A 24,349-nucleotide genomic window follows, 5' to 3' on the forward strand; every position below is an offset into this window, starting at 1 on the left:
TATCGAATCGAGATCCCCCATGCCCCACACCCCGAAGATCGGGGACACCGTCGCCGACTTCCGCCTGCCCGGAGGGCGCCTGGACGGCGAAACCTTCCATCGCCGCGACTACGCCCTGTGGGAACACCGCGGTACGCCCCTCGTCCTCGCCTTCTATCCCGGCGACAACACCCCGGTGTGCACGGCCCAGCTGTGTTCCTACTCCGACGGCCTGACCGACCTCCAGTCGGCCGGCGCCGCCGTATGGGGCATCAGCCCCCAAGGAGTCGACAGCCACGAACGGTTCGCCCGCGACCGTAACCTGCGCATCCCCCTGCTCTCCGACGAGGGCCGCACGGTGGCGAAGTCCTTCGGGATCACCGCACCCCTGATCGGGCTTCGCCGGGCGGTGTTCATCCTCACCGCCACCGGCCGCGTTCACTGGAAGCACGTCACCGCCGTGGGTGCCACCTACCCGCCCGCCACGACACTCACCGCACAGCTCGCCGCACTCCCCGTCTGAACCCGCCCGCGACGAGCCGCTCCACCCCTTCGGATCTCCTCCAATCCGGCCGCCGGGCCGCTGCGAAGTACGAGTGAAACGCAGCAGCCGGACGGCGTGTCGAGTGGCGGGAGCACCATAGGTGGAACAGCGGAAGGCGGCGGTCGTGGGAAGCGGGGTGGCGGGCCTGACCGCCGCCCGCATCCTCGCGTCCTCCTACGAGGTCACCCTGTACGAGGCAGACGAACGGCTCGGCGGGCACGCGCACACCCGCGATCTGCACACCGACACCGCCGTCGGCGCGCGGAAACAGCTGCCCCGCCTGAGCGAGGGGGTCACCGCGTACGCGGGGGCCCGGCACGGCTGGGGCTTCCACGAGGACGGCTGCCGCTGCGGCGCGGCGGCCGCCCGCTCTCTGGGAGCGCGCTGGTGACCGGGCCGGCGCGACCCTCCGTACCCGTGGTGCCCGTGGGCCGGGAGGCTGCCGGGGCGCCCGCCGCCGCGCTCTACGACTGCGTGATCACCCACAGCCGCATCACGCCGCTGCGCCATGGGCTCGACCCCACCCTCACCTACTCCTCGGCGGTCTTCACCGCCTTCCCCGCCCGCCCCGCCGCCCTCCTCGAAGCCCAGCACCGCAAGATCGACCGCCTCCTGGACCTCGCTCAGGTGGGCGACGGCACGCGCCTGCTGGAGATCGGCACCGGCTGGGGCGAACTCGCCCTGCGGGCCGCCGCACGCGGAGCACGGGTGACCACCCTGACCCTCTCCGCCGAACAGGCCGCCCTGGCCCGCGAGCGGATCGCGGCGGCCGGACTCGCCGACCGGGTCGATGTCCAGCTGCGCGACTACCGGCAGATGCTGCGCACCGACGCCGCCCACACCTTCATCAGCAAGTACGTCTTCCCCGGCGGCCTCATTCCCTCCCGGGAGACCATCGCCGAGCACTCCGCCGACGACGGTTACGGCGCCCACTACGCGGAAACCCTGCGCCTGTGGCGCGAGCGGTTCACCGCCCACCGCTCCGTCGTCACCGGCCTCGGCTTCGACACCGTCTTCCAGCGCATGCGGGAGTTCTACCTCGCCTACTCGGAAGCCGGATTCCGCTCCGGCTACCTCGACGTGCGCCAGCTCCTCCTCACCGAAGGGACCCGACCGTGAAGCCCGCCGCCGACCGACTCGCCCAGCTCCTCGGCCACTTCCTCCCCGGCCCCCTCCCCGTCCGCGTCCGCGCCTGGGACGGCAGCCGGACGGGCCCCGCCGACGCCCCCCTCGTCACGCTCCGCTCGCCCCAGGCGCTGCGCCGTCTGCTGTGGCAGCCGGGCGAACTCGGCCTCGCCGAGGCGTACGTCACCGGGGACCTCGACGTCGAAGGGGATCTCGCCGACGCCCTGTCGCAGGCCGGCCGGACGGCCCGCGACCTGCCCGCAGCCCGACCACGGCCGGCGGACATGGCCGCGGCCACCGTCCTTGCCGTACGCCTGGGGGTCGTCGGCCCGCCCCCGAAACGCCCCGACGGACGGGCCCGCCTGGCCGGGAGCCCGCACAGCGCCTCCCGGGACCGGGCCGCGATCAGTCACCACTACGACCTGTCCAACGAGTTCTACGCACTCCTCCTCGACGAGTCGATGGCGTACTCCTGCGCCTACTGGACCCGGCCGGACGACCCCGCGTACACCCTCGCCGACGCCCAGCGGGACAAGCTCGAACTGGTCTGCCGCAAACTCGGGCTGCGCGCCGGTGACCGGCTGCTCGACGTCGGCTGCGGCTGGGGCTCCCTCACCGTGCACGCAGCCCGCGAGCACAGGGCGCGCGTCACCGCCGTCACCCTCTCCCGGGCGCAGCGCGACTTCGTCGCCGAGCGGGCCGCACGCGAGGGGGTGGCCGACCTGGTGGACGTCACTCTGCGGCACTGGCGGCACATCGACGGCGGGGGCTACGACGCGGCCGCCGCGATCGAGATGGGTGAACACGTCGGCGACGCCGAATACCCCGCTTTCACCGCGAAACTGCACGACGCGCTGCGCCCCGAGGGCCGGCTGCTGATCCAGCAGATGTCCCGCGGCGCCCACGCCCCCGGCGGCGGTGCGTTCATCGAGACGTACATCGCCCCCGACATGCACATGCGCCCCGTCGGGCGGACCGTGGACCTGCTGGAGGGCGCGGGCCTGGAGGTCCGCTCCACCGAGTCCCTCCGCGAGCACTACACGACCACCATCGACGCCTGGCGGACCACCCTCGAACACCGCTGGTGCGAAGTCGAGGACCTCGTAGGGGAAACCACCGGACGTGTGTGGCGCCTCTACCTGGCCGGCGCCTCCCTCGCCTTCGCCGAACGCCGCATGGGCGTCGACCAGATCCTCGCCGTACGCCCCACCCGTGAGGGCAGCTCCGCCATGCCGGCCACCCCCGCCACCTGGTACGGCGCCCAGAGCCCGGCATGACCGGCATGGCCGGCATGGACTGGAGCACCCTCGGCCTCAACCTCGCCGCCTGCGCGACCGCGACGTGAGCGGTGCTCCTCGCCACCTTCGCCGTGGCCGTCCGCCGCGGGCTGCACCGCATCGTCGATCGCGTGGGGGATTGCCTTCACCGCGGTCGCCTTCGCGGCCACCGCCGTCAGGGGGCTGCGGCCGGCGCGCGCATCGCCACAGGTCAGTTCCTGCCGACGAGGCGCATGTCCATGTCCCGGTCGATGCCCGCCAGGTAGTCCGCGTCGGCGGGCAACTCCCCGTTCAACTGCCAGATCACCCCGTCCAAGGCGATGGGGAGGTGGGGGCCGAAGAGGAAGTCCAGGCAGCGCTCGCGCAGAACCGCCGTGCTCGGCTCGGGACTCGACGGCACGCCCCTTTCCCCGCCGCCGATCCGCACCGCAGTCGTCATCTGCTGCGAGTACGCCCGTTCGTGGCCGAGATGGCGCACACCGGAACATGGAGGGAGTGAAGGCCGCTTCGTCACCCCGGTCTGCTCGGTGCCAACGGATGCCGCCCCGCGACGTACGGAATCAGCCCCGCCGGGTTCCGTGCACTGAGAGTCAAGGAATCCCGCGCCGACCGTACAGCGCTGTGATCGGCTTCTGAATAGGTTCGGTGATGTCCGACGTTCGATGAGCGCGGGGAGCCCGGGAAGTGGTGGTCGGGCTCCTGTGGGGACGGCGCGTTCGGTCCGGTGAGGGTGGTCAGTGGCCGGCTCCCACCAAGATCGACACAAGGGTGGTACCCAGTCCGACATCTGTGCCGGGGAGAACGGTTTGTCGCCCGTGCATCAGAGGTGGGCGGACACCGTCGGGGCTGCCGCCGCTTACCGCCACCACCAACCATTCAACGCTTCATGGGGGAGACCGACATGTTCGTGAAGAAGCTCGCCAGACGCGCCGGGGCAGCCGCCGCCGTTGCCGCGCTCATCGTGACCGCGGCCGCGGGATCGGCCAGTGCGAGCGATGTCCGCATCGATCAGTGGCGTGCCGATTCCCGCTGTGACAACGACAGCCCGTACTTCTTCTGCCTCTGGTACTCACCGAACCGGCAGGGGGGTTTCTGGGGCAGCAGCAAGACTGCCGTTCCCACCCTTTCGGGCAACTTCAGCGACGGGCACGCCATCCGCAACAACGCGGCCTCCGCGGACAACGGGGCCGGCACCTGTGACGTTCGCATCTGGGTGTACCCGAACTACGTGGGCGACTCGAACGTCATCAGCGGGTTCTACGGTGGCAACCTGACCCCCAACCTCCGGAACAACGAGGCGTCCATGGCGGTCGACGGTCCGGGATGGGTCAGCTCCTGCCCCGCCGTCCGGGCCCGCTGACCACCGGTACCCCTCTGCCCTTGCCCACGCCCAGGCGTGGGCAAGGGCCTCCCGTGCACTGCTGAGGAAGCGATGACCACGCCGAACCGTGCTCTCCGGCGCCTGCCGGCCTGGGCTCTTCTGACGGCCCTGCTGGCGAGCGGTTGTACGGGCCAGGGAGCCACCCCGCCGGCAGAGTCGGCCGCGCATACCATTGATCCGGCGCAGGCCGAGACCCTGCGCTTGCCGGTCGAGGACTACATGCTCACGCCTCTCCAGTCGGCGAGGCGCAACTGGCTCCACGGAAAGCTCATCCAGGCGTGCATGAAGACGTACGGCCTGGAGTACCCGGTCTTTCCCGAGCCCGTGCTCTCGCCTCGCGACTCCCTCGTGTTCCGCCGGTACGGGATAACGGACGCGGCCGCGGCCGCCGAATGGGGTTACCACCTTCCCATGGCGCAAGCCGAACCCTCGGCTGCCGGGTCGGGGATCAAGCCTTCCGCCGAGCAGACGACCGCCTTGTTCGGCAGGAGCGCCGACGGCACGCCGACGGCCTCTTTCCGAGGACGCGAGCTGCCGAAGGGGGGTTGCTCGGAGAAGGCCTCGGAGCAGTTGGAAACGGCCCCCTCGGGTACCCGGGGTCCGGGTACCGGTCCAGACCAGCTCATATCCACCACCAAGGCTGACAGCTTCAGGCGCTCGATCGAAGATCCGCGGGTGAAGGCCGTGTTCGCCCGCTGGTCCAAGTGTCTGAGCACGCACGGCTACGACGCGCCGAGTCCCATGGAGGCGGGGGCCGGCATACCGTCGATCCAGGCCGAGAAGCCCGACGCCACCGAGATCGAAGCGGCGCAGGCCGATATCGCCTGCAAGCGGACCACCAACCTCGTGGGCATCTGGTTCACGGTCGAATCCGACTACCAGCGCACATCCATCGCCGATCACCGCGCCGAATTCGAGGCCCTGGCCAAGGCCCGCGACGCGGACGTCACCCACACCACAGAGCTACTGACTGCCTACGCCCCGTGAAGCGCGCCCGCTGTGACCTCCACGGTCAGCACGCTCCCCGCACGGAACTCGGTCGGGCTGACTCCGTACGCCTCGCGGAAGGAACGGCTGAACACCACGGGTCCGCTGAAGCCCCAACGAGCGGCGATGGCCCCTACGGGGCGGCCGCGGAGAGCGGGGTCGGCAAGGTCGGCGCGGCACTGTTCGAGGCGGCGGCGGCGTATCCGGGCGTTGACGCTCTCCTGGCCGTGGAAGAGCTGGTGCAGGGTGCGCACCGAAATGTGGTGGTGGGCGGCGACCGCTGGGGGATTCAACTCCGGGTCGCCGAGGTTGTGTTCGATGAAGGCGTGGATCCGCTGCACCAGCGCCTGCGTCCGGACCTCGGCGGGGAGCTGGTCCTGCGCATCCAGTTGTTGGGCCAGGCACGCCGCCACGAGGTCGACGGCCACCGTACTGAGACGGCGTAGTTCTTCGGGAGCGCATTCGGCGCCGTGGTCCTCGAGTGAGGTCATGAAGGACGCCAGGATCGCGGCCATGCCGCGGTCGCCGGCTATACGCCGGGCCAGCACCTGGTCCAGGCGCTTGGCGCGCAGCGGCAGGATCCTCCGGGGCAGCATCAGGATCGTCGCTTGTACCTGGCCGCCTGATGCGGGCATGTGGTTGTCGGAGGGGCGGGAGGTGTCCCAGAGCATGAGATCACCGGCTCCGATGGTGCACTCGCTCCGGTACTGCGACAGTGACGTGGCCCCCTTGCGCAGGAGGGCCAGCTGGTACTCCTCGGGGTCGCCACGCCGGATCATCGGCGCCGTACGCCGTGAACGCAGGGGTGACAGGGAGAACCTCGACGCGCGGATCTCCCCCAGGTCCAGCACCGCGGCCTCACCCTGGAACTCGGCGGGCCGCTTGCAGCTGAGGGCGGCGGGCATCACCTCGCTCGACACGATGCCGGAGTACCAGTCGAACCGGTCTCCCGGTGCGATTCCGGCCGTTGACACCACTGACCACATTCAGCACTCCTTGCGGGACTTCTTCGACCGGGCCAGGACGCGGCCGACGAACGCCGTCGGCGCACGCTGACCGTGCGACCGGCCCTGCCACGGCGCTCGGTCGGCCGACTGCTGCCACGGGACGTCGCCCCGCCAAGGTACCGGCGGGGGCCGACTGCGTCCCCATGGGTTCGTGGTCGGCCGGCCGCCGGAGCCGGACGGCCCGTGCTCCGGCATCGGCAACGCCCCCTCCACGACCTCATGCGGGGGCCAGCAGGTAAAGAGACCAAGGAGTCGACGCTCTGGACCTGCATGCACGACCGGACGACGCCGCACCTGCTGGAGCCGTCCAGGACGGAGGGGATGCCGGGCGAGTATCGAAAGCACGGACGGGCCGGGCGGGGTGATGTCCCGGTCCGGCCCGTCCGCTCTCTGCTACAGGTCGAGCTGATACCGGTGTGTCGTGTGCGTGGGTGTGTACCCCTGACGTGACGCGATCTCTGAGGCAGCGAAACTCCGGGGCGTGCCGGGGCGTTTCGTGCGGGTGCTCACTTCAGCGCAAGCCGTCTGTGTCGTCGAGCTCTTCGCCGATGGGGAGTGGCCGACGGTCGTCCCCCGGGTCATCGCTGTATGTGGCCGCGGAGACCGCCCTGTCGTAGGCATCTTCTATGCCGTCACCGCTGGCGCCGAGTATGTTCTCCCAGTCAATTCCCATACCTGCGAGCCTACTCGTAGTGTTCGAGGAACCGGGCGATGTGAGCGAGCTCGTCCGCCTGGGCGATTTCGCGCCGGCCGCCCTCTGCCCAGCGCCTCGCCGCGTGGTGGGCTGATCAGCAGCGCCGACCTGGCCTCACGTGGTACGGCCGCCTTCGGGGTGCCCGCTCCCCGCATGGAAGCGGTCGGCATCCGCCTGCTGGGCCGCACCGTGATCGAGTGCTGCGTCGACGACTACGCCGTGGCCGTGGCCGACGCCCTCGCCGACATCCACGCGACGCTCCCCGACAACGGCACGGAGCCGCTCGTGGCGGACCTGTTCTGCGGTTCCGGCAACTTCAGCAACCACCTGGGCACCCGCCTCGGGATCCCCGTGCACGCCACCGAACTCGACGTCGACGTGCACGACGCCACCCGCCACAACCTCAGCCGCATCACCACGACCACCCGGCTCCACCTCGGCGACTACGCCGACCTCCTGGGCAAGCACCCCGCCCGCGGCCCCCGCGACACCTACTTCGTCGAACCGCCCTGGGGCCCGGCCTTCACCCCCGCCGGCCTCGACCTCACCCGCACGTCCCCGCCCGTGCCTGTGGGTCTTCTCCTCTTCGGTCAGGCTGGCCCGGTGTCGGGTGATCCAGCCGGCTACCCGTCGTACTGACGGTGGTGGCGGGGCGGGCGCGAAGCCTTCCCGCTGAGGTAGATCGCTCGCCGGCGCGGTCGCGGCAGGTGACTTCGATTCCGGGGCGGGCCGCGAGCCAGGGGACGAGGGTGGCGACATCGCGCTCGGGCAGCCGGTCGAGAACCCGATGGGTCTCGGCGTCGATCACGACCGTGCCGTAGACATGGCCGCGGCGCAGGGCGAAGTCGTCCACGCCGACGGCGCGGGGCTCGGTCGGTGCCGGGTCGGGCAGGTCCATCACCCGCCGCGGCAGCGCATTGCGGCTGGTCACGATGCCAAACGCGTGGCGAGGCGTGCACCGGCCCACCGGGCGAGCGCCAGCCCGACCTTGCTCATCGTGGACCGCAGGCGCTCGGTAGTACGACCGTGCGCCTGGTCAGTCCCGGTACCTGCTCGACGAACGTGCGCCTTGGACAGGCCGGCGCCGCGCAGAGGAACCGGCGGACCTTCAACACCAGCACGCCCGGCCGCCCACCACAGGCCAGGTATGTGGGGAAACGCTGGCAGGAGCCGTGGATCTGACCCAACTTGGGCCAGACCCCACCGCTCCGTCCCGGCCGAATGCCGGGACGGAGCGTAGTGGCGGTCCGGGGTTGGGCTCAGTGGGTGCTTGCGCGCCGACGCCGGCGGAGCACGACGGCTGCGCCCGCGAGGGCGAGGGCCGCGCTGGAACCGCCGGCAAGGAGCAGGGCGGAGGGCGAGGCGTCGTCCTCCGTGCGCGGGAGGCTGTAGCCGCTGGAGTAGCCGGTGGTGTCGTACTCCGAGCCGGGCAGCTTGTCGGCGTAGCGGGCCTTGACCAGCTTCTGGTAGTCGGTGAGTGACACCGACGCCTGGCCGCCGAGTCCCTGACGGGCCTGGTCGTTGAGGGGCTCGACGGTGGTGAGCTTGAGCTGGTACCAGCCGCGGATTTGCGGCTCGGAGAAGACCAGCGTGCCCAGGGTGGCCTTGCCGGCGTATGTGGCGTCGCTGTCGCCGTCTCGCACGGCTGCCAGGTGCCAGCCGCCACCCTGGGTGGGGGCGAGCATGACGGTGGCGTTGCGGCCGTTGACGGTGGTGCTGAGCGAGGAGACCAGTTGCGTCAGTTTGATCGCCTCGGTGGGCAGTGGCTTGGCGGTGCCTGCCACGAACCCGGGGGTGATCTCGTTCAGTGCCACCGGATCCTTGATCGTGAAGACCGGAAGGCCCTGACACGGCTCTGCCGTTTCGGGGATCGTCTGCACCGGCCCGCCGGCGTCGCCGGTGGGCACCGGAGTGCGCAGGAAGCGGCATACCGCGTTGTGGACGTCGGTGGACTTCACCGCGTTGAGGGCGGCCTGGTAGTCGGGGATGTCGGCGGGGAGAGGGTCCTTGGCCGGGGCCGCGTGCGTCGGACCGACGACGGACAGCATTGCGGACGCACTCACTGCAATGACGAAGGACAGACGGGAGAACGGAGAGGCCGCCCGCTGGTTGGACATCTTGGTGCCGCTTGTGTCGCGCATGTCGCCTGCCTTAGCGGGAGATACCGATGCGGGAATGGGTCCACTTGGACGAGCTGTTGCTCACGTAGTCGTTGTAGTTCCACCACGTGTACGTGGTGGTGTCCGGCCACGGGTCGGCCACGGCGATCGTGTTGTTCGACGTGTCGAAGCCGTAGACCACGTTCATGTGCCCGCCCCCGGACGTCCACCCGATGCGGGCGCCGATCGGCCGTGCCGCTTTGACGTCGGTGTACACCTGGTTGAACGTGGCTGCGCTGCTCAGGCCCGAGCCGGTGTGGGCCATGCCGAGGCTGCTCCAGCCCCTGGCCATGTCGTCGAGCGTGGCGGGCTGGTTGTTGCAGCCGTAGTAGGGCTGGGCACGGTTGCAGAAGTCCGTCTGTGTGGAGCCGAAGCCCTGGAACTTGGCGATGGTCAGCCCGGAGGCGACCCAGCACCACTGGGTCTTCTCCTGCTTCAGCATGCTGATGGTGTCCTGACCCGCTTCCGCGTGAGCCGTGCCTCCTGCGGCCGCGAGCGATCCAAAGGCGGCCAGCGCGATGGCCGACGCCGTGGTTCCGTACCTGAACCTGCCCATTTTCCTGCCTTCCCCTGATGGGTGCACGAGACGAACGGGGCAATCTGGCAGGAATATGACAGCGCATCGTGCCTGTGGCACGTAGGGGTCTTGAAGGAAATTACCCCCTAATGATTATTTGGCAGCTAATAGCTTGAATCGGCACTTAGAGTCCAGGCCTGCCTGCCGGAGCCGAGTGTGATGCTCACAACCTGCCCCGCCTTCGGCGGGCTCCAAGTCGTGCTTGGCGGGCGCGGGAGCAGCGGGGTGGTCCCCTTACAGGGTGTGCCAGTGCCGGGTGTGTGCTCCAGGTCGCGCTTTTGCTCGGGTTCGTCGTTCGTCAGCTGCGCGAAGCCCTGGTCGCGACCCTAGGCCAGGGGAACAGGGGAGGATGAACATGTCAGGAGACGCAAACAGCACGGGAACAAGGCTGAACGGCCGGGATGGTGTACCGGCCGACCCCCTCCCTCCGGGGGACGGAAGCGCGTTCGGCTCGACGCCGGCGGAGAAGAAGGCCGCGGCGGACACCATCGAGACCGAGCTGGAGCCCAACACCAGGAAAGCCGCGGCCGGTGCGAAGGAGAACACGAGCGCGGCGGCCAGGACCCTTGACGGCTGGGAGACGGCTTCCGGCCTGAAGAAGGTAACGGAGACCTGGGACCAACAGGTGAAGACGCTCATGGGACGCTTGAGCGCCGAAAAGACCTCCCTGCGTGGCGCCTCGGGCCTCTTCGTACAGAACGACGTCCGCACGGGTGACGAACTCCGCGCGCTGAGACGGAAATCCAAGCTCGAAGGACTGTAGGGGGATCGGGCGCGTGTTGACATACCAGGAAGTCATGACGACCGATCTCGGCGTCCTGACGACAGCTGCCGAAAAGTGGCAATCCATGGCCGCTGATCTGTCGAAGGTAGAGGAGCGTTACGGGGAGACTGTCCAGAAGATCACCCTGGGCCAGAACTGGCGCGGGTTCAGGGTGGAAGCGGCGCAGACGAAGTTCGCCACGACTCGGCGTGAGTACAAGTCCGCGCAGACCGAGGCGGAGGTGGTGGCCAAGCTTCTGAGGGACGCGCACACCGGCTTCGCGGACCTGAAGAAGAAGGTCGAGTCGGCTCGGGACGATGCGGTGGCCGCCGGCATGGCGGTCTCGGCATCGGGACGCGCGACCTTCGACTTCACGCGGGTCCAGGACCCGGCACAGGCGCGGACCCTGCGGCGCGACCCGGAGCTGAAGAGTGTGGAGGAGTCCTGGACCGCGCACATCACCGCAGCGGTGAGGGCCGTGGACGAGTTCGACAAGGCCGTCAAGCAGGCACTCGAAGTCGTGGTCGTTGACGGGAACATCCTCGACGGCACCATCGGGGAGTTCAACGCCTCGGCCAGTCCCGTCACCCCGCCTACGGGGTCGGCGCGGAGCGAGCAGAAGTTCACCGACGCCGAGAAGTGGATCTTCGAGGAGATGGAGCGGAACGTGAAGTCGGACACGGTCGGGCAGATACGGTCCCTGCTGGACGAACCCGAATGGTACGAATTCGTGCGCAACTACGGTTCCGATGTCAGTGCGGCGCTGACGATGTGGGGCGTGAAGGTGGCTCCGGGGCAGGACTGGGACCACAAGCCGCAGTTCCAGGAGCGGTACGACCTCCAAACGATTGACTCGGCAGCCGGCTTCGACGCGGACACCTTGATCAAGGGCGCATCCCTTGGAGAAACCCTGCTCACCGGGGACGACGACCAAGGCGATCAGATCACGATGCGCGTCGGCATCGAGCTCTACAACAACTACGGCGACAACCTGACTGAGGAACAGCTCCGGCAAGGAATCAGCGCCGCGATGGACCAGATGGAGCAAGCGCAGCGCAATGGCGAGAACGTTCCGCAGGTCAGGAGCCGGAAGTGACACGGGGACTGCCCGCGGCCGGAGTCAGGTTCCATTCCCTCGAGCGGGTGGGGCCGAAGCTGCGGCAGTAGTCAGCAGGCCGCGGTCGAACTGCCCTGGCTGGATGTCGAGCAGGCAGTTCTCGTCGCCGTGAACCGCCACGCCGGGGACGACGTGGCCCTGGCTCTGGACTACCGCACGGATCCCTCCGATCCCCGCGTGGTGGGCAGCGACTTCCGGACGAACCCGCGCCAGTGCGAGTGGCGCCTGGTCACGCCCACATTCTCGGCGTTCGCCCATGCTCTGGGCCTTTAGCGTGGTCATCGTCGTGCCCAGATGAGGCTGGCGGCGGGGTGGAGGGCGATGGCGAGTTTGTCGCATGGTGTGGCCGGGCCGCTCGGCGGGATCCGCAGGAGTACGCCGAGCGTACGGGCGGATCTGTCAGCGTGAGCCAGTCCTACCGGTTGGAGGGAACCACTGGCCCCCTGGCGATCAGGACGTCGGCTTCGTGACGCCAGCCGAGGGAGGAGTAGAGGTGCTGGCCTTCCTCACTGGCGATGAGAAGACCGGTACGGGCGCCCTGGGCCACGGCGGCCTCCGCCAGCGCGCTCATCATGGCGCGGCCCAGGCCGCGTCGCCGGTGCGCCGCGTCCGTCTCGATGCGATCGACGATCGCATCAGCGCCGACCACGGCGATGGTGCCGCGCGCCGCCACCTCTCCGGAGGAGTCGTGGAGGGAGACGACCGTAACCGGTCCCTCCGTGCGGACCTCGCGCTCGTACGGCGCGGCGGGCGCGTGCTGCGGGTGCGCGGTCAGATCGGTCGTCATGAACCACTCGGACCGGCGGAGCAACTCCAGTCCGGCGGCGCCGACGACGGCTTCGACGGTGCCCGGGCGCAGCGTAGGTACCGTGAGCCAGGTGGTCTGCCTCGTGGCGGCGACGGCTGTCGCCAGCCGAGCCAAGGACTCGGGCTCCTCGTCCGCGCGCAGCGCGAACACCTCGACCTCGCGGCCGGGTTGGTGACAATGGGACCGCAGGCCGTCCCCGGCGGACTCGACCGGCTCGGCCTCGGGCAGGGAGCGAGCCACGGTCCAGCCGTTCAGCCAACGTCGTATCAGCTCCGATTCGATCTTCGTCATCCGGCGATTAGAGCATGCCTGCACCCGGTGGACGGGCGAATAACCATCCCCCGCCGGCCGCCCCCGCCGGCCGCCCCCGCAGGGCGACTCCGCCCTCCATGAACCCTCGCGGCCTCCGGCAGCACGCTCCGCTCCCCTACCAGCACACCCCACGACCTCTCAGCTTCCGGCGGGGGTGGAGGGCTGGTCTGCTTGCCGGGAATCGGATCGCCGTCAACGGGGTTGGTGGGGGGATAAGCCGTTGTTGGAGGGGTCATGCGAGCGATTCAGGTGTACGAAGTGGGCGGTCCCGAGGTGCTGCGGGAGGCCGAGGTGGACCAGCCGCGGCCGGGTCCGGGCGAGGTGGTCGTGGAGGTCGCCGCATCCGGGGTCAACTTCCTCGACGTCTACCACCGCGAAGGCCGGTACAGCCTCCCGCTGCCCTTCACCCCGGGCGCTGAGGGCGCCGGCACGGTCGTCGAAGTCGGACCCGGCGTCACTGACGTCGCAGTCGGGGACCGGGTCGGTTGGGTGGAGGTTCCCGGCACGTATGCCGAGCGGGCCGTCGTGGACTCCTCCCGGCTGGTGCCGCTGCCCGACGACATCGGCTTCGAGACGGGCGCCGCCGTACTCCTCCAAGGCATGACCGCGCACTATCTCGTCAAGGACGCCTACCCGGTACAGGCGGGCGACACGGTGCTCGTGCACGCGGCCGCTGGTGGCATGGGGCTGCTCTTGACCCAGCTCATCACCCATCTCGGCGGCAGGGTGATCGGCACGACGTCGACCACGGCGAAGGCCGAGCTCGCGAAGCGTGCCGGGGCCGCTGAGGTGATTCTTTCGTCTGCCGTCGAGGACCTCGCTGCCGAGGTGAGGCGGCTCAACGGCGGTCAGGGACTGCCGGTCGTCTTCGACGGCGTCGGCGCGCACACCTTCGACGCGAGCCTCGCCAGCCTGCGAAGCCGCGGCCATCTCGTGCTCTTCGGCGCGGCCAGTGGTGCCGTGCCGCCGTTCGATCCGATGCGGCTCGCCCGGGGCGGTTCGCTGACCCTGATCCGGCCCAGCCTCGGGGACTTCATCGCCGATCGGTCCGAACTGCTCCGACGGGCCGCCGATGTGTTCGCGTGGGTGCGCTCCAAGGCCCTTGAGGTCACCGTGACGGGCCGCTACGCGTTGTCCGAGGCCGCCCAGGCCCACAGCGATCTGGAGGCTCGGCGTACCACCGGCAAGCTGCTCCTCGTACCCGCTGCGGCCGCCACTGGACGCCGCGAGGAGACGCAGAGCTGATCGCGGGCGACGAGTGCGCCGCCCGCCAGCCCGCCGTGACCGAGGTGCCGGTCAGCGGCAGGCCTTCGACGGCGATCCGGTCCCGGCCGGACAGCGCCCACCGGGCCGGCCGCCCCCGCTCCGCGCACTCGGTGATCAGAGCTTCGGCGGGGCCCTTGATCTCGTCGAGGATGGGGCGGAGGGCCCCGACGCCGCATCGTGACGACGTAGTCGACCGGAAGTCTTGGTCCGGGCCGCTGGCGGCGAGCCGGGCGAGGAGCGTGTGGCCGGGGCGGTGGGTTCGGGAGCTGGCGACGGGATGGCCGCTACGGCTGGTGGTTGGCGGGCAGATGCCGTGACAACTCGGCCGGGCCTCTGCCGGCGCTGACCCACTGGGTTCCGTCCGGTTCGAGGTGCAGAGTTGCACCGTCGACGGCGAGCAAGGCGGTGAGAGACGACCTGGCCGCCCACAGCGGGTCGGCCCCTTCGGAGAGCAGACCGGGCAGCATCGGCACCGCCGCGCGGCCGCCGCCCAGCCGACGCGTGCCGCAGCTCATCAGCAGGATGCTCGTCCGGGCCGATCCGCCGTCGGCCCCTCTGTCGGGCAGCAGTGGACCAGGCATCGCCGTGGGCTTGTTGGTGGGCCGTTGGAGTGTCGTTGGCGGCCTCCCGCACGATCTTCTCACCTGGTCACCGCCGCTGCGAACGCGGCCGGTGACACCCTCTCTCGAAGGAGATCCCATGAAGCGTCGGCTTTCCGCCACCCTGCTGGCCGGTGGCGTACTGGCGGGCTCGCTCATGATGGGCACCACGTCCGCACATGCGGGCACCGGGGCGTTCATGCTGAAGAACGCCGCCACGGGGCTGTGCCTGCAGGGCTCCCTGTCGCAGTCCACGAACGACACGCGCGGCGTTCCCTGCAACCGGGGCGACTCGTCCCAGTGGTGGGGCAACTACAAGTCCATGATCATCATGCCGTCGACGAGCATCTCGGTCTGTCTGGTCTCGACCCCCAGCTGGAGTGCGCTGACGAGCAGTTGCAGCGATGCGGCCGGCAACGGGTGGTCGACGAGCTGGGCCACCTCCGGGGACACGAACACCTTGGTGGCGGGAAAGAACTGCTACCTCGGTATGGGCAGCGCGGGCGCCGGAAACATCGGCTACTGCACGCCGGGCCAGGGGGACAACTACAAGCGCTGGACCAAGGTCTACTAGTCCTGCTGTGCAAGTGCTGGTCACAGCCTTTGGTTGATTGCTGCGGCCGGCCCGATCGCTGGCCCGTCTCCCGCCTGGAGGTCCTGGCGGGAGGCCGTGGTCCGCGACGGCATCGTAGTCGCTCAGGCGGCCGGGTCCCAGATCCCGTCCTCCGCGATGCCGGCCTGGGCGGTGCCGGTGAGGGGGACGAGCACGGCCGCGGTGGTGCCGAGCGTGAGGGCCGTACGGGCGAGGATGGGCAGGGGGCGGCCGGCTCGGCTAACGGCCGCGCGGGGCGGAACGGTGTGCCGCAGGACGGTCCGCCGGGCCCCGCACCAGGGTGCGCAGTTCGCCGAGGACCTCGGCGTCCGTGCCCTCCAGGGCGGCGAGCGCCTCCCGCCACAGCGTGCGGGCGCCGGCTTCGTCCGCCAGGGCCATCCGCACGTGACCGCGCTCGAAGGCGAGGAGCCCGCGCGCGTACGTGTCCCCGCGGGCCGTGATCTCCTCGAGCAGCTGTGCGCACTCCTGTTCCGCCTGTTCGGGAAGTCCCAGCGAGAGGAGGGCCTTCACCCGCCCCAGCCGGACCTCGCGCTCCGCGTTCCAGTGGCCGGAGCCGGCGGGCATGGCCTCCAGGGCGTCCTGGAAGCGGTCCAGAGCTTCGATGGGCTCGCCGAGCCGGAGGTGGAGGTGTCCCAGGTTGCACAGCGCCATCTGCCGCAGGACCGGTATGCCGGCCTCGTGTGCGACCTGGGCGCTCCTGCGGTGGTAGCCGAGGGCCTCCCGCGGGTCGGCGAGTTCGGCGATGTGGCCCTGGTGTCCCAGCAGGATCGCCTCGTGGTTCGGGCTCGGGTCGTCCGGGCGCAGGGAGAGGCACTCCGACAGGGTGGACCTGGCTTCGTCCGGGCGGCCGAGGATCTTCAGGAGGACGGCGAGGTTGCCCAGGTGGAGCATCCGGGCCGTGTCGTCGCCCAGCCGCAGGCTGAGGTCCACCGCCTGCCTGAACAGGTCGACGCCCGGGCGCAGATGGCCTCCGGAGTAGTGGGCGGTGGCGAGCTGGAACAGGGCGCGCCCCTCGGCGGCCGCGTCCCCCGAGGCCCGGGCGACCGTGACCGCGTGGCGGGTGAGGCGCTTCAGGTCGTGGATCCGGCCGCGGTCCTGGAGGTAGGGGAACAGGCCGTTCACGAGCTCCAGGTTCGTCGCGGCGTCGAGGCCGTGGCGCTCCGCGCCCCCGGACGCGAGGAACAGGAGGTTCTCCGACTCCGCGTCCGCCCAGGCGAGCGCGGCGGCCGCGTCGGTGAAGGGCGGCCTCGTCGCGGCCGGGCCCGTGGCCGGCCAGAACGTCGGGCGCAGCAGGGCGGAACACAGCGTGGCGCCCTCGACGTACCAGCGGAGCGCGCGGGCGACCGTGTCCGCCGTCCGGGCCTTGCGGTGGGGCTGGTCGGCGAGTTCGCGGGCGTATGCGCGGACCAGGTCGTGGGGTACGTACGGGCCGCGCGCCGTCTCCTGCAGCAGGGCGACCTCCGCCAGCCGTTCCAGGGCCCGCTCGGCGTTCCGCTCGGGCAGGTCCATGGTCCAGGCCACGAGCGGGGCCGGGTACTCGGGCAGGTCCAGGGCGCCGACCAGGGCGAGGGCGGCGGCCGCCTCCTCGTCCGGGAGGTCACCGGGGCGGCGCAGGCCGTCGTGGGCCGCCCGCAGGGACCGCCGTACGCTGAGGTCTTCGAGCTCCAGGTGGTCGAGCCGTTCCTCCGGCCTGGCCAGCCGTTCCGCCAGGTTTCCGACGGTGAGGGTCCGGCGGCTGCGCAGGCGGGCGGCCGACACCCGCAGGGCCAGCGGCAGCCGTCCGCACAGGGCGACGATCCTGGCGACGGCGGCGCCGTCGGAGTCCGCCCAGGCGCGACCGGAGGCGCGGGCGAGCAGCAGGGCGCCGTCCGCGTCCGACAGGGGGTCCAGCGGGACGTCGACGGCGGCGTCGAGGGTGGCCAGGGTGGTCCTGCTGGTCAGCAGGACCACACAGCCCGCTCCGGCCGGCAGCAGCGGCAGTACCTGGGACACGCCGGCGGCGTCGTCCAGCACGAGCAGCGTGCGGGTGGCTGCGAGCCTCGAACGGAGCAGGGCGGTGGCAGCGGCCGGGTCCTCCGGGATGCGGCGGGCGTCCGTGCCGAGGCCGAGGAGGAGCTGGGCCACGGCTTCGGCCGGCTGCAGGGGCGCCACCCCGGGGGTTCCGCCGTGGAGGTTGAGGTAGAGCTGCCCGTCGGGGAAGTCCTCGCGGAGGCTGGCGGCGAGGTGGAGGGCCAGGCCGGTCTTGCCGACGCCCGCCATTCCGCTGATCACCACCAGGGCGGCCTGCGTACGGTCGGCGCCGAGTGCCGTGCGCACCCGGGCGGTCTGCGCCTCGCGGCCGACGAAGACGGCGGGGGCCGACGGCAGTTGTGCGACGGGCGGAGGCAGTGGTGCGACGGCCAGCGGGGGTTCGGGGGGCGGCCCCGGCCGGACGGGACGGGGCGGGCCGGGCCGCCGCCCCTCCGCCGAGCGGAGCACTTCCCGGTGGGCGTCCTGGACGGCCGGTCCCGGTTCCACGCCGAGTTCCTCCACCAGGGTCCGGCGCAGCGAACGGAAGACGGCGAGGGCCTCGGCCTGCCGGCCCGTGCGGGAAAGTACCAGCATGAGCCGGCGTGAGAAGGACTCGCGGAACGGGTGTTCCGCGACCAGGGCGCGCAGCTCGGCCGGCAGTCCGTCGAGGCGGCCTAACCGGAGCAGCGCCTCGGACCGGCTGTCGAGGAGGTCCAGGCGCTGTTCCAGGAGCCGCGCCGTGGCGGGGTGGCCGGCGGTGCCGGGTACGTCGGCGAGCGGCAGCCCGCGCCAGAGGGCGAGGGCCGCGCCCGCCTCCCGGCAGACCGCTTCCCAGTCCTCCTCGGCCGTGGCCCGCCGGGCGAGGCGCGTCAGGCCGTCGAAGTCGTCCAGGTCCAGCTCTCCGGCCCCGACACGCAGTTCGACGCCTTCCCGGCGTGAGCGCAGGCGGTCCGCGTGCGGCCCGAGGGCCTTGCGCAGGCGGGCGAGGTGGTTGTGGAGGGAGGCGGTGGCCGTGGCCGGAGGCCGTTCGCCCCAGAGAGCCGTCATGACGCCGTCCGTGGACACCGGTCTGTTGGGCTCGAGCAGCAGCACGGCGAGCAGGGCCCGCACCTTGGGCGCTCCCACGACGACGGGGCTGCCGTCGTCGTCGTGCACCGTCAACGGCCCCAGCACGCCGAACCTCACCCGTACCCCCTGTCCGAGCCCCCGCCCCTGGGATCATCCTCGTTCAGCCACGGCCGGATGATCAAGGTCGACCCGCCGGTGCCCCGGCCCGGAGCCGGATGCGGTCGGCCGGGCCGACCGTGATCCGCTGAGCGGGGCCGGTGGTGTCGCCAGGTGCCCGAGGCGCACGGCGGCGTCGACGCGGCGCACCCGAGCCGGCGCGCGGTCTGATCGGGCGCGGGGCGCTCAACTGCCCCCGGACTCCCCCGGTGAGACGAGTCCGGTCTCGTAGGCGAGGACGACGGCCTGGGCTCGGTCGCGCAGGGTCAGTTTGGCGAAGATCCGGGCCACGTGGGTCTTTACCGTCGCCTCGCTGAGCGTCAGTTCCCGCGCCAGTTCGGTATTGGAAAGGCCCCGGCCCATGAGCGTCAGCACCTCGCGCTCGCGCGGCGTCAGCGCGGCCAGGTCCTGGTGGACCGCCGGGGTTGCGGGGCCCGAGCCGGTTCGGGGGGTGTTGGGGGCGAAGCGTTCCACCAGGCGGCGGGTGATCGAGGGCGCGAGGAGGGCGTCGCCGGTGTCGACCAGGCGTACGGCGGCGGCCAGGTGCGCGGGGGTGACGTCCTTGAGGAGGAACCCGCTGGCTCCGGCGGCGAGGGCGGCGTAGACGTAGTGGTCGAGGTCGAAGGTGGTCAGCATGATCACCCGGCAGTCGGGGGCCTGCGCGAGTATGCGACGGGCGGCTTCCAGGCCGTCCATGACGGGCATCCGGATGTCCAGCAGGACGACGTCGGGCCGCAGCCTGCGCACGGCGGCCACGGCCTCGGCTCCGTCGCCGGCCTCGCCCACCACGTTGATGCCGCGGGCGGTCAGGATCAGGCGGAAACCGGTGCGGACCAGCTCCTGGTCGTCGGCGATCACGACGCGAGGGGCCGACTCGGTGTGCGTCGTCATGGCCGGTCCAGCGGGATCCGGGCGCGTACGCGGTAGCCGCCGCCGAGGCGGCGGCGGGCGTCCAGGTCGCCGCCGTAGACGGCGATTCGCTCCCGCAGGCCGAGCAGCCCGCGTCCGGTTCCGTCCGCCTGGCCCGGGACCGGCTCTCTCCGCGCGGGTCGGCTGCCCGTCAGTACGCTCGGTCCGCTGTTCAGGACCTCGACCCGGAGGTAGTGGTCCGCGTACCGCACCGTCACCTCGGCTTTTGCTCCGTTCCCGTGTTTGAGGGCATTGGTGAGGGCCTCCTGGATGATCCGGTACGCGGTGACGTCGATCCCGGTAGGCAGTGGGCGCGGGTCACCCGAGACGCGCATCTCCACGGGCAGGCCGGCGAAGGCGAACCTGTCGATCAGCGGGCTGATCCGGCTCAGGCTCGGCTGCGGCGACAGGTCCATACCGTAGGGCTCGTCGTCGCCGTTCTGCGCGGGCGCGAGCAGGCCGAGCAGGTGCCGCAGCTCGGTCATCGTGTTCCGCCCGGCGGTCTCGACGGCGCTCATCGCCGCCGCGGCCTCGTCCGGCATCGTGGCCAGCACCTCGCGGGCGGCCCCGGCCTGGACCACCATGAGGCTCACGTTGTGGCTGACGATGTCGTGGAGATCGGCGGCGATCCTGGCCCGCTCGGCGTCGACCGCGGTCCGCGCCGCGCTCTCGCGCTCACGCTCCAGCAGCCAGCCGCGCTCCTCGATGGCCCTCTGGTGCAGCCGCCGGGCCCGGACCACGGCCACGCACAGACACCCGGCGGCGCCAACTGCCGCCGTCAGGGCGATGACCAGCCCCATCGTCCAGGAATTCCACACCGGGTCATCTTCGCAGCCGCCCGACGCGCCCCGCATCAGCCCCCGGATGCAGCTGCGTACATCCCCGGGATGACCTCCCGCGGCGGATACAACCGGGAGGTGACGCCCCGTCGGTGGGCCCCGTTCTAAGTTTCGGGCCATGACAACTGATCAAGGCAGTGCCCGGCAGGCAGTGGTGCGGATGGACGCGGTGCACAAGGAGTACGGCGACGCGAAGGCCCTGGACGGCCTGTCGCTGGAGATCAGGGCGGGGGACGCGGTCGCCGTCATGGGCCCCTCCGGCTGTGGCAAGTCCACCCTGCTCAACATGGTGGCCGGCCTGGACCGGCCGACCTCGGGCACGGTCGAGGTGCAGGGTCATGACCTCGGGAAACTGAACGAGACCGGCTTGGCGCTGTTCCGGCGGCGGAACGTCGGCATGATCTTCCAGTTCTTCAACCTCATCGACGATCTGCCCGTCCTGGACAACGTGGCGCTGGCCGCGCAGCTGACCGGCACCCCGGCTCGGCAGGCGCGCCGCCGCGCCCTGGAGCTCCTTGACGAACTCGGTGTCGCGACACGGCGGAACAACTATCCGGCGACGCTCAGCGGCGGCGAGCGGCAACGGGTCGCCGTGGCACGGGCCCTGATGAACCGTCCGGCCCTGCTGCTGGCCGACGAGCCGACCGGCGCCCTCGACAGCCGCTCCGGGGAACAGGTGATGGACCTGCTGATCGACCTCAACCAGATCGGCCAGACCCTGTTGATCGTCACCCACGACCCGCAGCTGGCCACCCGCTGCGCCAGCCGGCTGATCGAGGTCGCCGACGGCCGGGTCGCCCGCGAGAGCGCGCTGGAGACGACCGTATGAGCGCCGTGTGGAGGGCCTCGCGCGCGGCCGTGAGACGCCGTCGGCTCCAGACCTTCGTCATCGGGCTCGTCGTCCTGTGTTCCACAACGACCGTCCTGCTCGCGCTGGGACTGCTGGCTGCCGCCTCGGGCCCTTTCGACAAGGCCTACGCCGAGCAGCGCGGGGCGCATGCGGTGGCGACTTTCGACACCACGAAGGTTTCGCCGGAGCAGCTGGCGCGGACCGCCCGGCAGCCGGGGGTGGAGGCCGCGGCCGGGCCCTTCGGGCAGGCCGTCGTCGGCATCCCCAAGGGCTGGCTCTGGACGGCGGGCGGCACACTCACCGTGGTCGGCCGGGCCGATCCGGCGGGCCCCGTGGACCGGATCGAGCTGCTGGAAGGCCACTGGGCGACCGCGCCCGGCGAGATCGTCGTCAACTGGCCGGTCCAGGGCTCCCCCGGGCCGGAGCTGCTGGGCACCAAGCTGGAGAACCCCGGGGGACCGACGTTGACCGTCGTCGGATTCGCCACCAGCATGAGCAAGTCGGCGAGCGCCTGGGTCGCGCCCGAGCAGATGGCCGCGCTGCACCCGTCCTCCGCCCAGATGCTCTACCGCTTCACGGACTCCTCGACGGAGGCCCGACTGAGCGCTGGGCTGGCCGGGGCCACCGCGAGACTGCCCCAGGGATCGCTGACCGGCACGCAGACCCATCTCACCCTCAGGCAGGCCTTTTCGGCGCTGGCCGACTCCTATCTCCCGTTCATGACGCTCTTCGGCGTCCTCGGCCTGCTGGTTTCCACCCTCATCGTCGGCAACGTGGTCAGCGGGGCGGTCGTCTCCGGGTACCGGCACATCGGGGTGCTCAAGGCCCTGGGCTTCACCCCGAACCAGGTCGTCGCCGTCTACCTGACGATGGTCTCCGTACCGGCCGTGGTGGGCTGCGTGCTGGGCACGCTGCTGGGCAACGTACTGGCCGGGCCGATCCTCAAGGTGGCGTTCACCGGCATCGACGTGGGCCGGGCGTCGGTCGGCGAGGTCGGCCCGTGGGTGTCCGTGGTCTGCCTGGTGGGCATGGCCGCCCTCGTCTTGCTGGCCGCGCTGGTCCCCGCCCTGCGAGCCCACCGGCTATCCGCCGCGCAGGCGATCAGCGCGGGCCGCGCACCGCGCACCGGGCGCGGGCTGCGCGTTCAGCGGGTGCTCGGCGCCACCCGGCTGCCGCGCCCGGTCAGTCTGGGCCTCGGCCAGCCGTTCGCCCGGCCCGCCCGCACGCTGCTGACCATGGCGGCCATCGTCCTCGGGGTCACCACGGTGACCCTGTCGACCGGACTGACCAGCACCATGGTGGCGTACGGCAGCGTCGGGCGGGAAGACGGAGGCGCCAGGATCCACGTGACGACCGGAGGAGCGGGCAACGACCGGACCCCGCCGCGGCTCAGTGACCCGCAGATCGAGGAACGGCTGCGGTCCCTGCCGGGTGCCAAGGGGGTGCGGGCCCGCGCGCTGGCCCAGGCGAGCATGACCGGCCAGACCCAGCCCGTCTTCGCCGACTTCTACCGCGGGGACGCCTCCTCGCACGCCCGCGTGATAGTCAAGGGCCGCGCGCCGGCCGCGGCGGGCGAGATCGTGGCCGGGCCGGCGTTCCTGACCCAGCGCGGGCTGAAGGTCGGTGACCGGGCCACCCTGGAGCTGAACGGCAGGCAGGTCTCGGCGACCGTCGTGGGTCAGCTCGTCGAGGGCGACGCCCGGGCCCTGGAGGCCACCTGGCAGACCCTCGCCCAACTCGCACCGGACGTCCACGCCACCGAGTACACGGTACGGCTCGCTCCCGGCGCTGACGCGCGCGCGTACGCCGAGGCGGTCGAGGCGCTCGACCCGGGCCTGCACGCGTCGGTGGCGGACTCGGCGAACGCCGGTACCGCCACCGTCGTCACCTTCTCGACGGTGTTCACGGTGCTGCTGACCCTCGTCTCGTCGCTCGGTGTCTTCAACACCGTCCTGCTGAACACTCGCGAGCGGCGCCGGGACCTGGGCATGCTCAAGTCGATCGGGATGACCCCCCGGCAGGTGGTGGTGATGACGGTGACCTCCGTCGCCGGGCTGGGCGCGGTCGGCGGGCTGCTCGGCATCCCGCTCGGGATGGCGGCGCACCGCCTCGTCGTGGACCACGTCGGGGTGGTCGACTTCCCCGCGTACATGAAGGACGTGTGGCACGCGCCGCAGCTGGCCGCGATGCTCCTGGCAGGTGTGGCGATCGCCGTTCTGGGTGCCCTGGTCCCGGCCCGGTCGGCGGCCCGGATGACCATCGCCTCGGTGCTGCACACCGAGTAGGTCACCCGTCGGCACCAGCCTGTTGACCGGGGTCGGCGCACCGGAAGCGGCCCGGTCACGGGTGCGGTCCGCCGGTGAGGCGAGTCAAGCAATGCGGCCCGCGCGCCCCTGCCCAGGGTGCTGCGGGTGCCGCACGTACCCGGGCGACGTCCCGAACCTCGTCGGCGGTCTGCTCCGCGTGGACCGGGTCCCGCCCGACAAAGCCCCCTGATGCACGGCGATCCCCGTACGGCCAGAGGCCCGGTTCCTGAGGTCGGGCCGGCGCAGCGCCTGGGTGCGCATCTCGCTGCTTCCCCGACCGCAGGAGCCGCTCCGGTGCGCGAACGTAATACGCCGAAGGGCCGCGCCCCGGTCGCCTTCGTCCTGTCTGTTCGTACCAGGTTTCGTGGCTCCGCTGACGTGCCACGTTGGTCTGGCTCGGCCTGTGCATCGCTCACTGCGGCGTGATCAAATAGGGGATGACATCGTTCTGGACTGGCAAGCGGGTACGCCTGCGCGGTATCGAGCCCGACGACTGGACGGCGTTCATGCGGTTCGCCGTCGACGAGGAGCGGTTGGGGGATGTGCTGCATCCGCCTCGTTCCGCGGAGGGTTTCCGGGCCTGGGCGAGGGAGCAGGCCGCTGCCAAGTCGGATGGGGACTGCTTCGGGTTGGCCGTCGAAGCGGTCGACACGGGGGAGATGGTCGGTGCTGTCGGCTCGCACCACGCTGATCCACGTGCTGGCGTGTTCGAGTACGGCGTCACGATGGGTGCTGACCATCGGCGCAAGGGCTACGCAGCAGAAGCCGTAGTGATGTTGCTGCGTTTCATGTTCGACGAGCGGCGCTATCACAAGTGCGGGGCGCGGATCTTCGCCCACAACGAGGCGTCGCTGGCGCTTCATCGGCGGCTCGGTTTCATCGAGGAGGGTCGCCTCCGCGATCACGTGTTCTTCGCCGGTCGGCACCACGACCTCGTGGTGATGGGCATGCTCGCGGACGAGTTCGCGCAACTGCACGCCAGGGGCGAACTCGGCTGAGTTGA

22 protein-coding genes and 1 pseudogene are annotated in these 24,349 nt (G+C 71.1%); 14 read left to right on the forward strand and 9 right to left on the reverse strand.

Annotation, left to right across the window (positions count from 1 at the left end):
- Positions 1-19 precede the first annotated feature (19 nt).
- From D1J60_RS33935 to D1J60_RS33950, 4 genes and pseudogenes are all read left to right on the forward strand, one after another.
- Positions 20-502, forward strand: a complete 483-nt coding sequence (locus tag D1J60_RS33935) for a peroxiredoxin (protein ID WP_125824372.1) — start codon at positions 20-22, stop codon at positions 500-502.
- A 145-nt stretch (positions 503-647) separates the two neighbouring features.
- Positions 648-914 (forward strand): NAD(P)-binding protein, encoded by a 267-nt coding sequence (locus tag D1J60_RS38770; RefSeq protein WP_277607527.1) that lies wholly within the window; start codon positions 648-650, stop codon positions 912-914.
- Positions 915-1,036: 122 nt separating this feature from the next.
- Positions 1,037-1,642 (forward strand): annotated as a pseudogene (locus D1J60_RS33945) (class I SAM-dependent methyltransferase); the annotation flags it as partial.
- On the forward strand, positions 1,639-2,925 hold the full coding sequence (locus D1J60_RS33950; protein WP_125824374.1) for a cyclopropane-fatty-acyl-phospholipid synthase family protein: 1,287 nt from the start codon (positions 1,639-1,641) through the stop codon (positions 2,923-2,925). The pseudogene D1J60_RS33945 and the gene D1J60_RS33950, both read left to right, overlap by 4 nt.
- A 211-nt stretch (positions 2,926-3,136) precedes the next feature.
- Here D1J60_RS33950 and D1J60_RS33955 read toward each other — a convergent pair whose 3' ends face one another.
- On the reverse strand, positions 3,137-3,364 hold the full coding sequence (locus D1J60_RS33955) for a hypothetical protein (RefSeq protein WP_125824375.1): 228 nt from the start codon (positions 3,362-3,364) through the stop codon (positions 3,137-3,139).
- A gap of 462 nt (positions 3,365-3,826) precedes the next feature.
- On the opposite strand from D1J60_RS33955, the gene D1J60_RS33960 reads away from it, so the two are divergent.
- Complete coding sequence (locus D1J60_RS33960; protein ID WP_164721103.1) at positions 3,827-4,285, forward strand: peptidase inhibitor family I36 protein; 459 nt, start codon at positions 3,827-3,829, stop codon at positions 4,283-4,285.
- 72 nt (positions 4,286-4,357) lie between these two features.
- Entirely contained in the window at positions 4,358-5,293 is a 936-nt protein-coding gene (locus tag D1J60_RS33965; RefSeq protein WP_125824377.1) for a hypothetical protein, read from the forward strand.
- Here the strand turns inward: D1J60_RS33965 and D1J60_RS33970 are convergent.
- A complete protein-coding gene (locus tag D1J60_RS33970; RefSeq protein WP_241253649.1) occupies positions 5,281-6,267 on the reverse strand; it encodes a helix-turn-helix domain-containing protein in 987 nt (328 codons plus the stop codon). The genes D1J60_RS33965 and D1J60_RS33970 overlap by 13 nt on opposite strands.
- Positions 6,268-7,147: 880 nt before the next feature.
- Between D1J60_RS33970 and D1J60_RS33975 the strand changes: the two genes are divergently transcribed.
- Positions 7,148-7,633 (forward strand): hypothetical protein, encoded by a 486-nt coding sequence (locus D1J60_RS33975; RefSeq protein WP_125824379.1) that lies wholly within the window; start codon positions 7,148-7,150, stop codon positions 7,631-7,633.
- A gap of 620 nt (positions 7,634-8,253) precedes the next feature.
- On the opposite strand, the gene D1J60_RS33985 is transcribed toward D1J60_RS33975, so the two are convergent.
- Positions 8,254-9,135, reverse strand: a complete 882-nt coding sequence (locus D1J60_RS33985) for an LPXTG cell wall anchor domain-containing protein (RefSeq protein ID WP_125824381.1) — start codon at positions 9,133-9,135, stop codon at positions 8,254-8,256.
- A 10-nt stretch (positions 9,136-9,145) separates the two neighbouring features.
- The gene (locus tag D1J60_RS33990) at positions 9,146-9,595 is read right to left on the reverse strand and encodes a papain-like cysteine protease family protein (protein ID WP_241253650.1); all 450 of its coding nucleotides are present in this window, start codon (positions 9,593-9,595) and stop codon (positions 9,146-9,148) included.
- A gap of 490 nt (positions 9,596-10,085) precedes the next feature.
- Between D1J60_RS33990 and D1J60_RS33995 the strand changes: the two genes are divergently transcribed.
- Both D1J60_RS33995 and D1J60_RS34000 read left to right on the forward strand, forming a co-directional pair.
- Complete coding sequence (locus D1J60_RS33995) at positions 10,086-10,493, forward strand: hypothetical protein (protein ID WP_125824383.1); 408 nt, start codon at positions 10,086-10,088, stop codon at positions 10,491-10,493.
- Between the two features lie 34 nt (positions 10,494-10,527).
- A complete protein-coding gene (locus D1J60_RS34000) occupies positions 10,528-11,589 on the forward strand; it encodes a hypothetical protein (protein ID WP_241253651.1) in 1,062 nt (353 codons plus the stop codon).
- A 436-nt stretch (positions 11,590-12,025) separates the two neighbouring features.
- On the opposite strand, the gene D1J60_RS34005 is transcribed toward D1J60_RS34000, so the two are convergent.
- Positions 12,026-12,709 (reverse strand): GNAT family N-acetyltransferase, encoded by a 684-nt coding sequence (locus tag D1J60_RS34005; protein WP_125824385.1) that lies wholly within the window; start codon positions 12,707-12,709, stop codon positions 12,026-12,028.
- 255 nt (positions 12,710-12,964) lie between these two features.
- Between D1J60_RS34005 and D1J60_RS34010 the strand changes: the two genes are divergently transcribed.
- Positions 12,965-13,975, forward strand: coding sequence for a quinone oxidoreductase (locus D1J60_RS34010; protein WP_125824386.1), 1,011 nt, complete (start codon positions 12,965-12,967; stop codon positions 13,973-13,975).
- Between the two features lie 305 nt (positions 13,976-14,280).
- On the opposite strand, the gene D1J60_RS34015 is transcribed toward D1J60_RS34010, so the two are convergent.
- On the reverse strand, positions 14,281-14,577 hold the full coding sequence (locus tag D1J60_RS34015) for a hypothetical protein (RefSeq protein WP_125824387.1): 297 nt from the start codon (positions 14,575-14,577) through the stop codon (positions 14,281-14,283).
- Between the two features lie 118 nt (positions 14,578-14,695).
- On the opposite strand from D1J60_RS34015, the gene D1J60_RS34020 reads away from it, so the two are divergent.
- Positions 14,696-15,169 carry a hypothetical protein gene (locus tag D1J60_RS34020; RefSeq protein ID WP_125824388.1) on the forward strand — a complete coding sequence of 158 codons (474 nt, stop codon included), beginning with the start codon at positions 14,696-14,698 and terminating at the stop codon, positions 15,167-15,169.
- A 258-nt stretch (positions 15,170-15,427) separates the two neighbouring features.
- Here the strand turns inward: D1J60_RS34020 and D1J60_RS34025 are convergent, their stop codons facing one another.
- The 3 genes from D1J60_RS34025 to D1J60_RS34035 all read right to left on the reverse strand — a co-directional run bounded on the left by D1J60_RS34025 (position 15,428) and on the right by D1J60_RS34035 (position 20,151).
- Positions 15,428-18,403 (reverse strand): BTAD domain-containing putative transcriptional regulator, encoded by a 2,976-nt coding sequence (locus D1J60_RS34025; RefSeq protein WP_125824389.1) that lies wholly within the window; start codon positions 18,401-18,403, stop codon positions 15,428-15,430.
- Between the two features lie 225 nt (positions 18,404-18,628).
- On the reverse strand, positions 18,629-19,333 hold the full coding sequence (locus D1J60_RS34030) for a response regulator transcription factor (protein ID WP_125824390.1): 705 nt from the start codon (positions 19,331-19,333) through the stop codon (positions 18,629-18,631).
- Entirely contained in the window at positions 19,330-20,151 is an 822-nt protein-coding gene (locus D1J60_RS34035; RefSeq protein ID WP_125824718.1) for a histidine kinase, read from the reverse strand. The genes D1J60_RS34030 and D1J60_RS34035 overlap by 4 nt, the downstream gene beginning before the upstream one ends.
- A 157-nt stretch (positions 20,152-20,308) precedes the next feature.
- On the opposite strand from D1J60_RS34035, the gene D1J60_RS34040 reads away from it, so the two are divergent.
- The 3 genes from D1J60_RS34040 to D1J60_RS34050 all read left to right on the forward strand — a co-directional run bounded on the left by D1J60_RS34040 (position 20,309) and on the right by D1J60_RS34050 (position 24,344).
- Positions 20,309-21,019, forward strand: a complete 711-nt coding sequence (locus tag D1J60_RS34040) for an ABC transporter ATP-binding protein (RefSeq protein ID WP_125824391.1) — start codon at positions 20,309-20,311, stop codon at positions 21,017-21,019.
- Positions 21,016-23,325, forward strand: a complete 2,310-nt coding sequence (locus D1J60_RS34045; protein ID WP_125824392.1) for an ABC transporter permease — start codon at positions 21,016-21,018, stop codon at positions 23,323-23,325. Before D1J60_RS34040 ends, D1J60_RS34045 begins: the two co-directional genes overlap by 4 nt.
- A 458-nt stretch (positions 23,326-23,783) precedes the next feature.
- Entirely contained in the window at positions 23,784-24,344 is a 561-nt protein-coding gene (locus D1J60_RS34050) for a GNAT family protein (RefSeq protein WP_125824393.1), read from the forward strand.
- Positions 24,345-24,349: the final 5 nt, after the last annotated feature.

The sequence above is a fragment of the Streptomyces sp. W1SF4 genome, assembly GCF_003950035.1.
Lineage (GTDB): Bacteria > Actinomycetota > Actinomycetes > Streptomycetales > Streptomycetaceae > Streptomyces > Streptomyces racemochromogenes.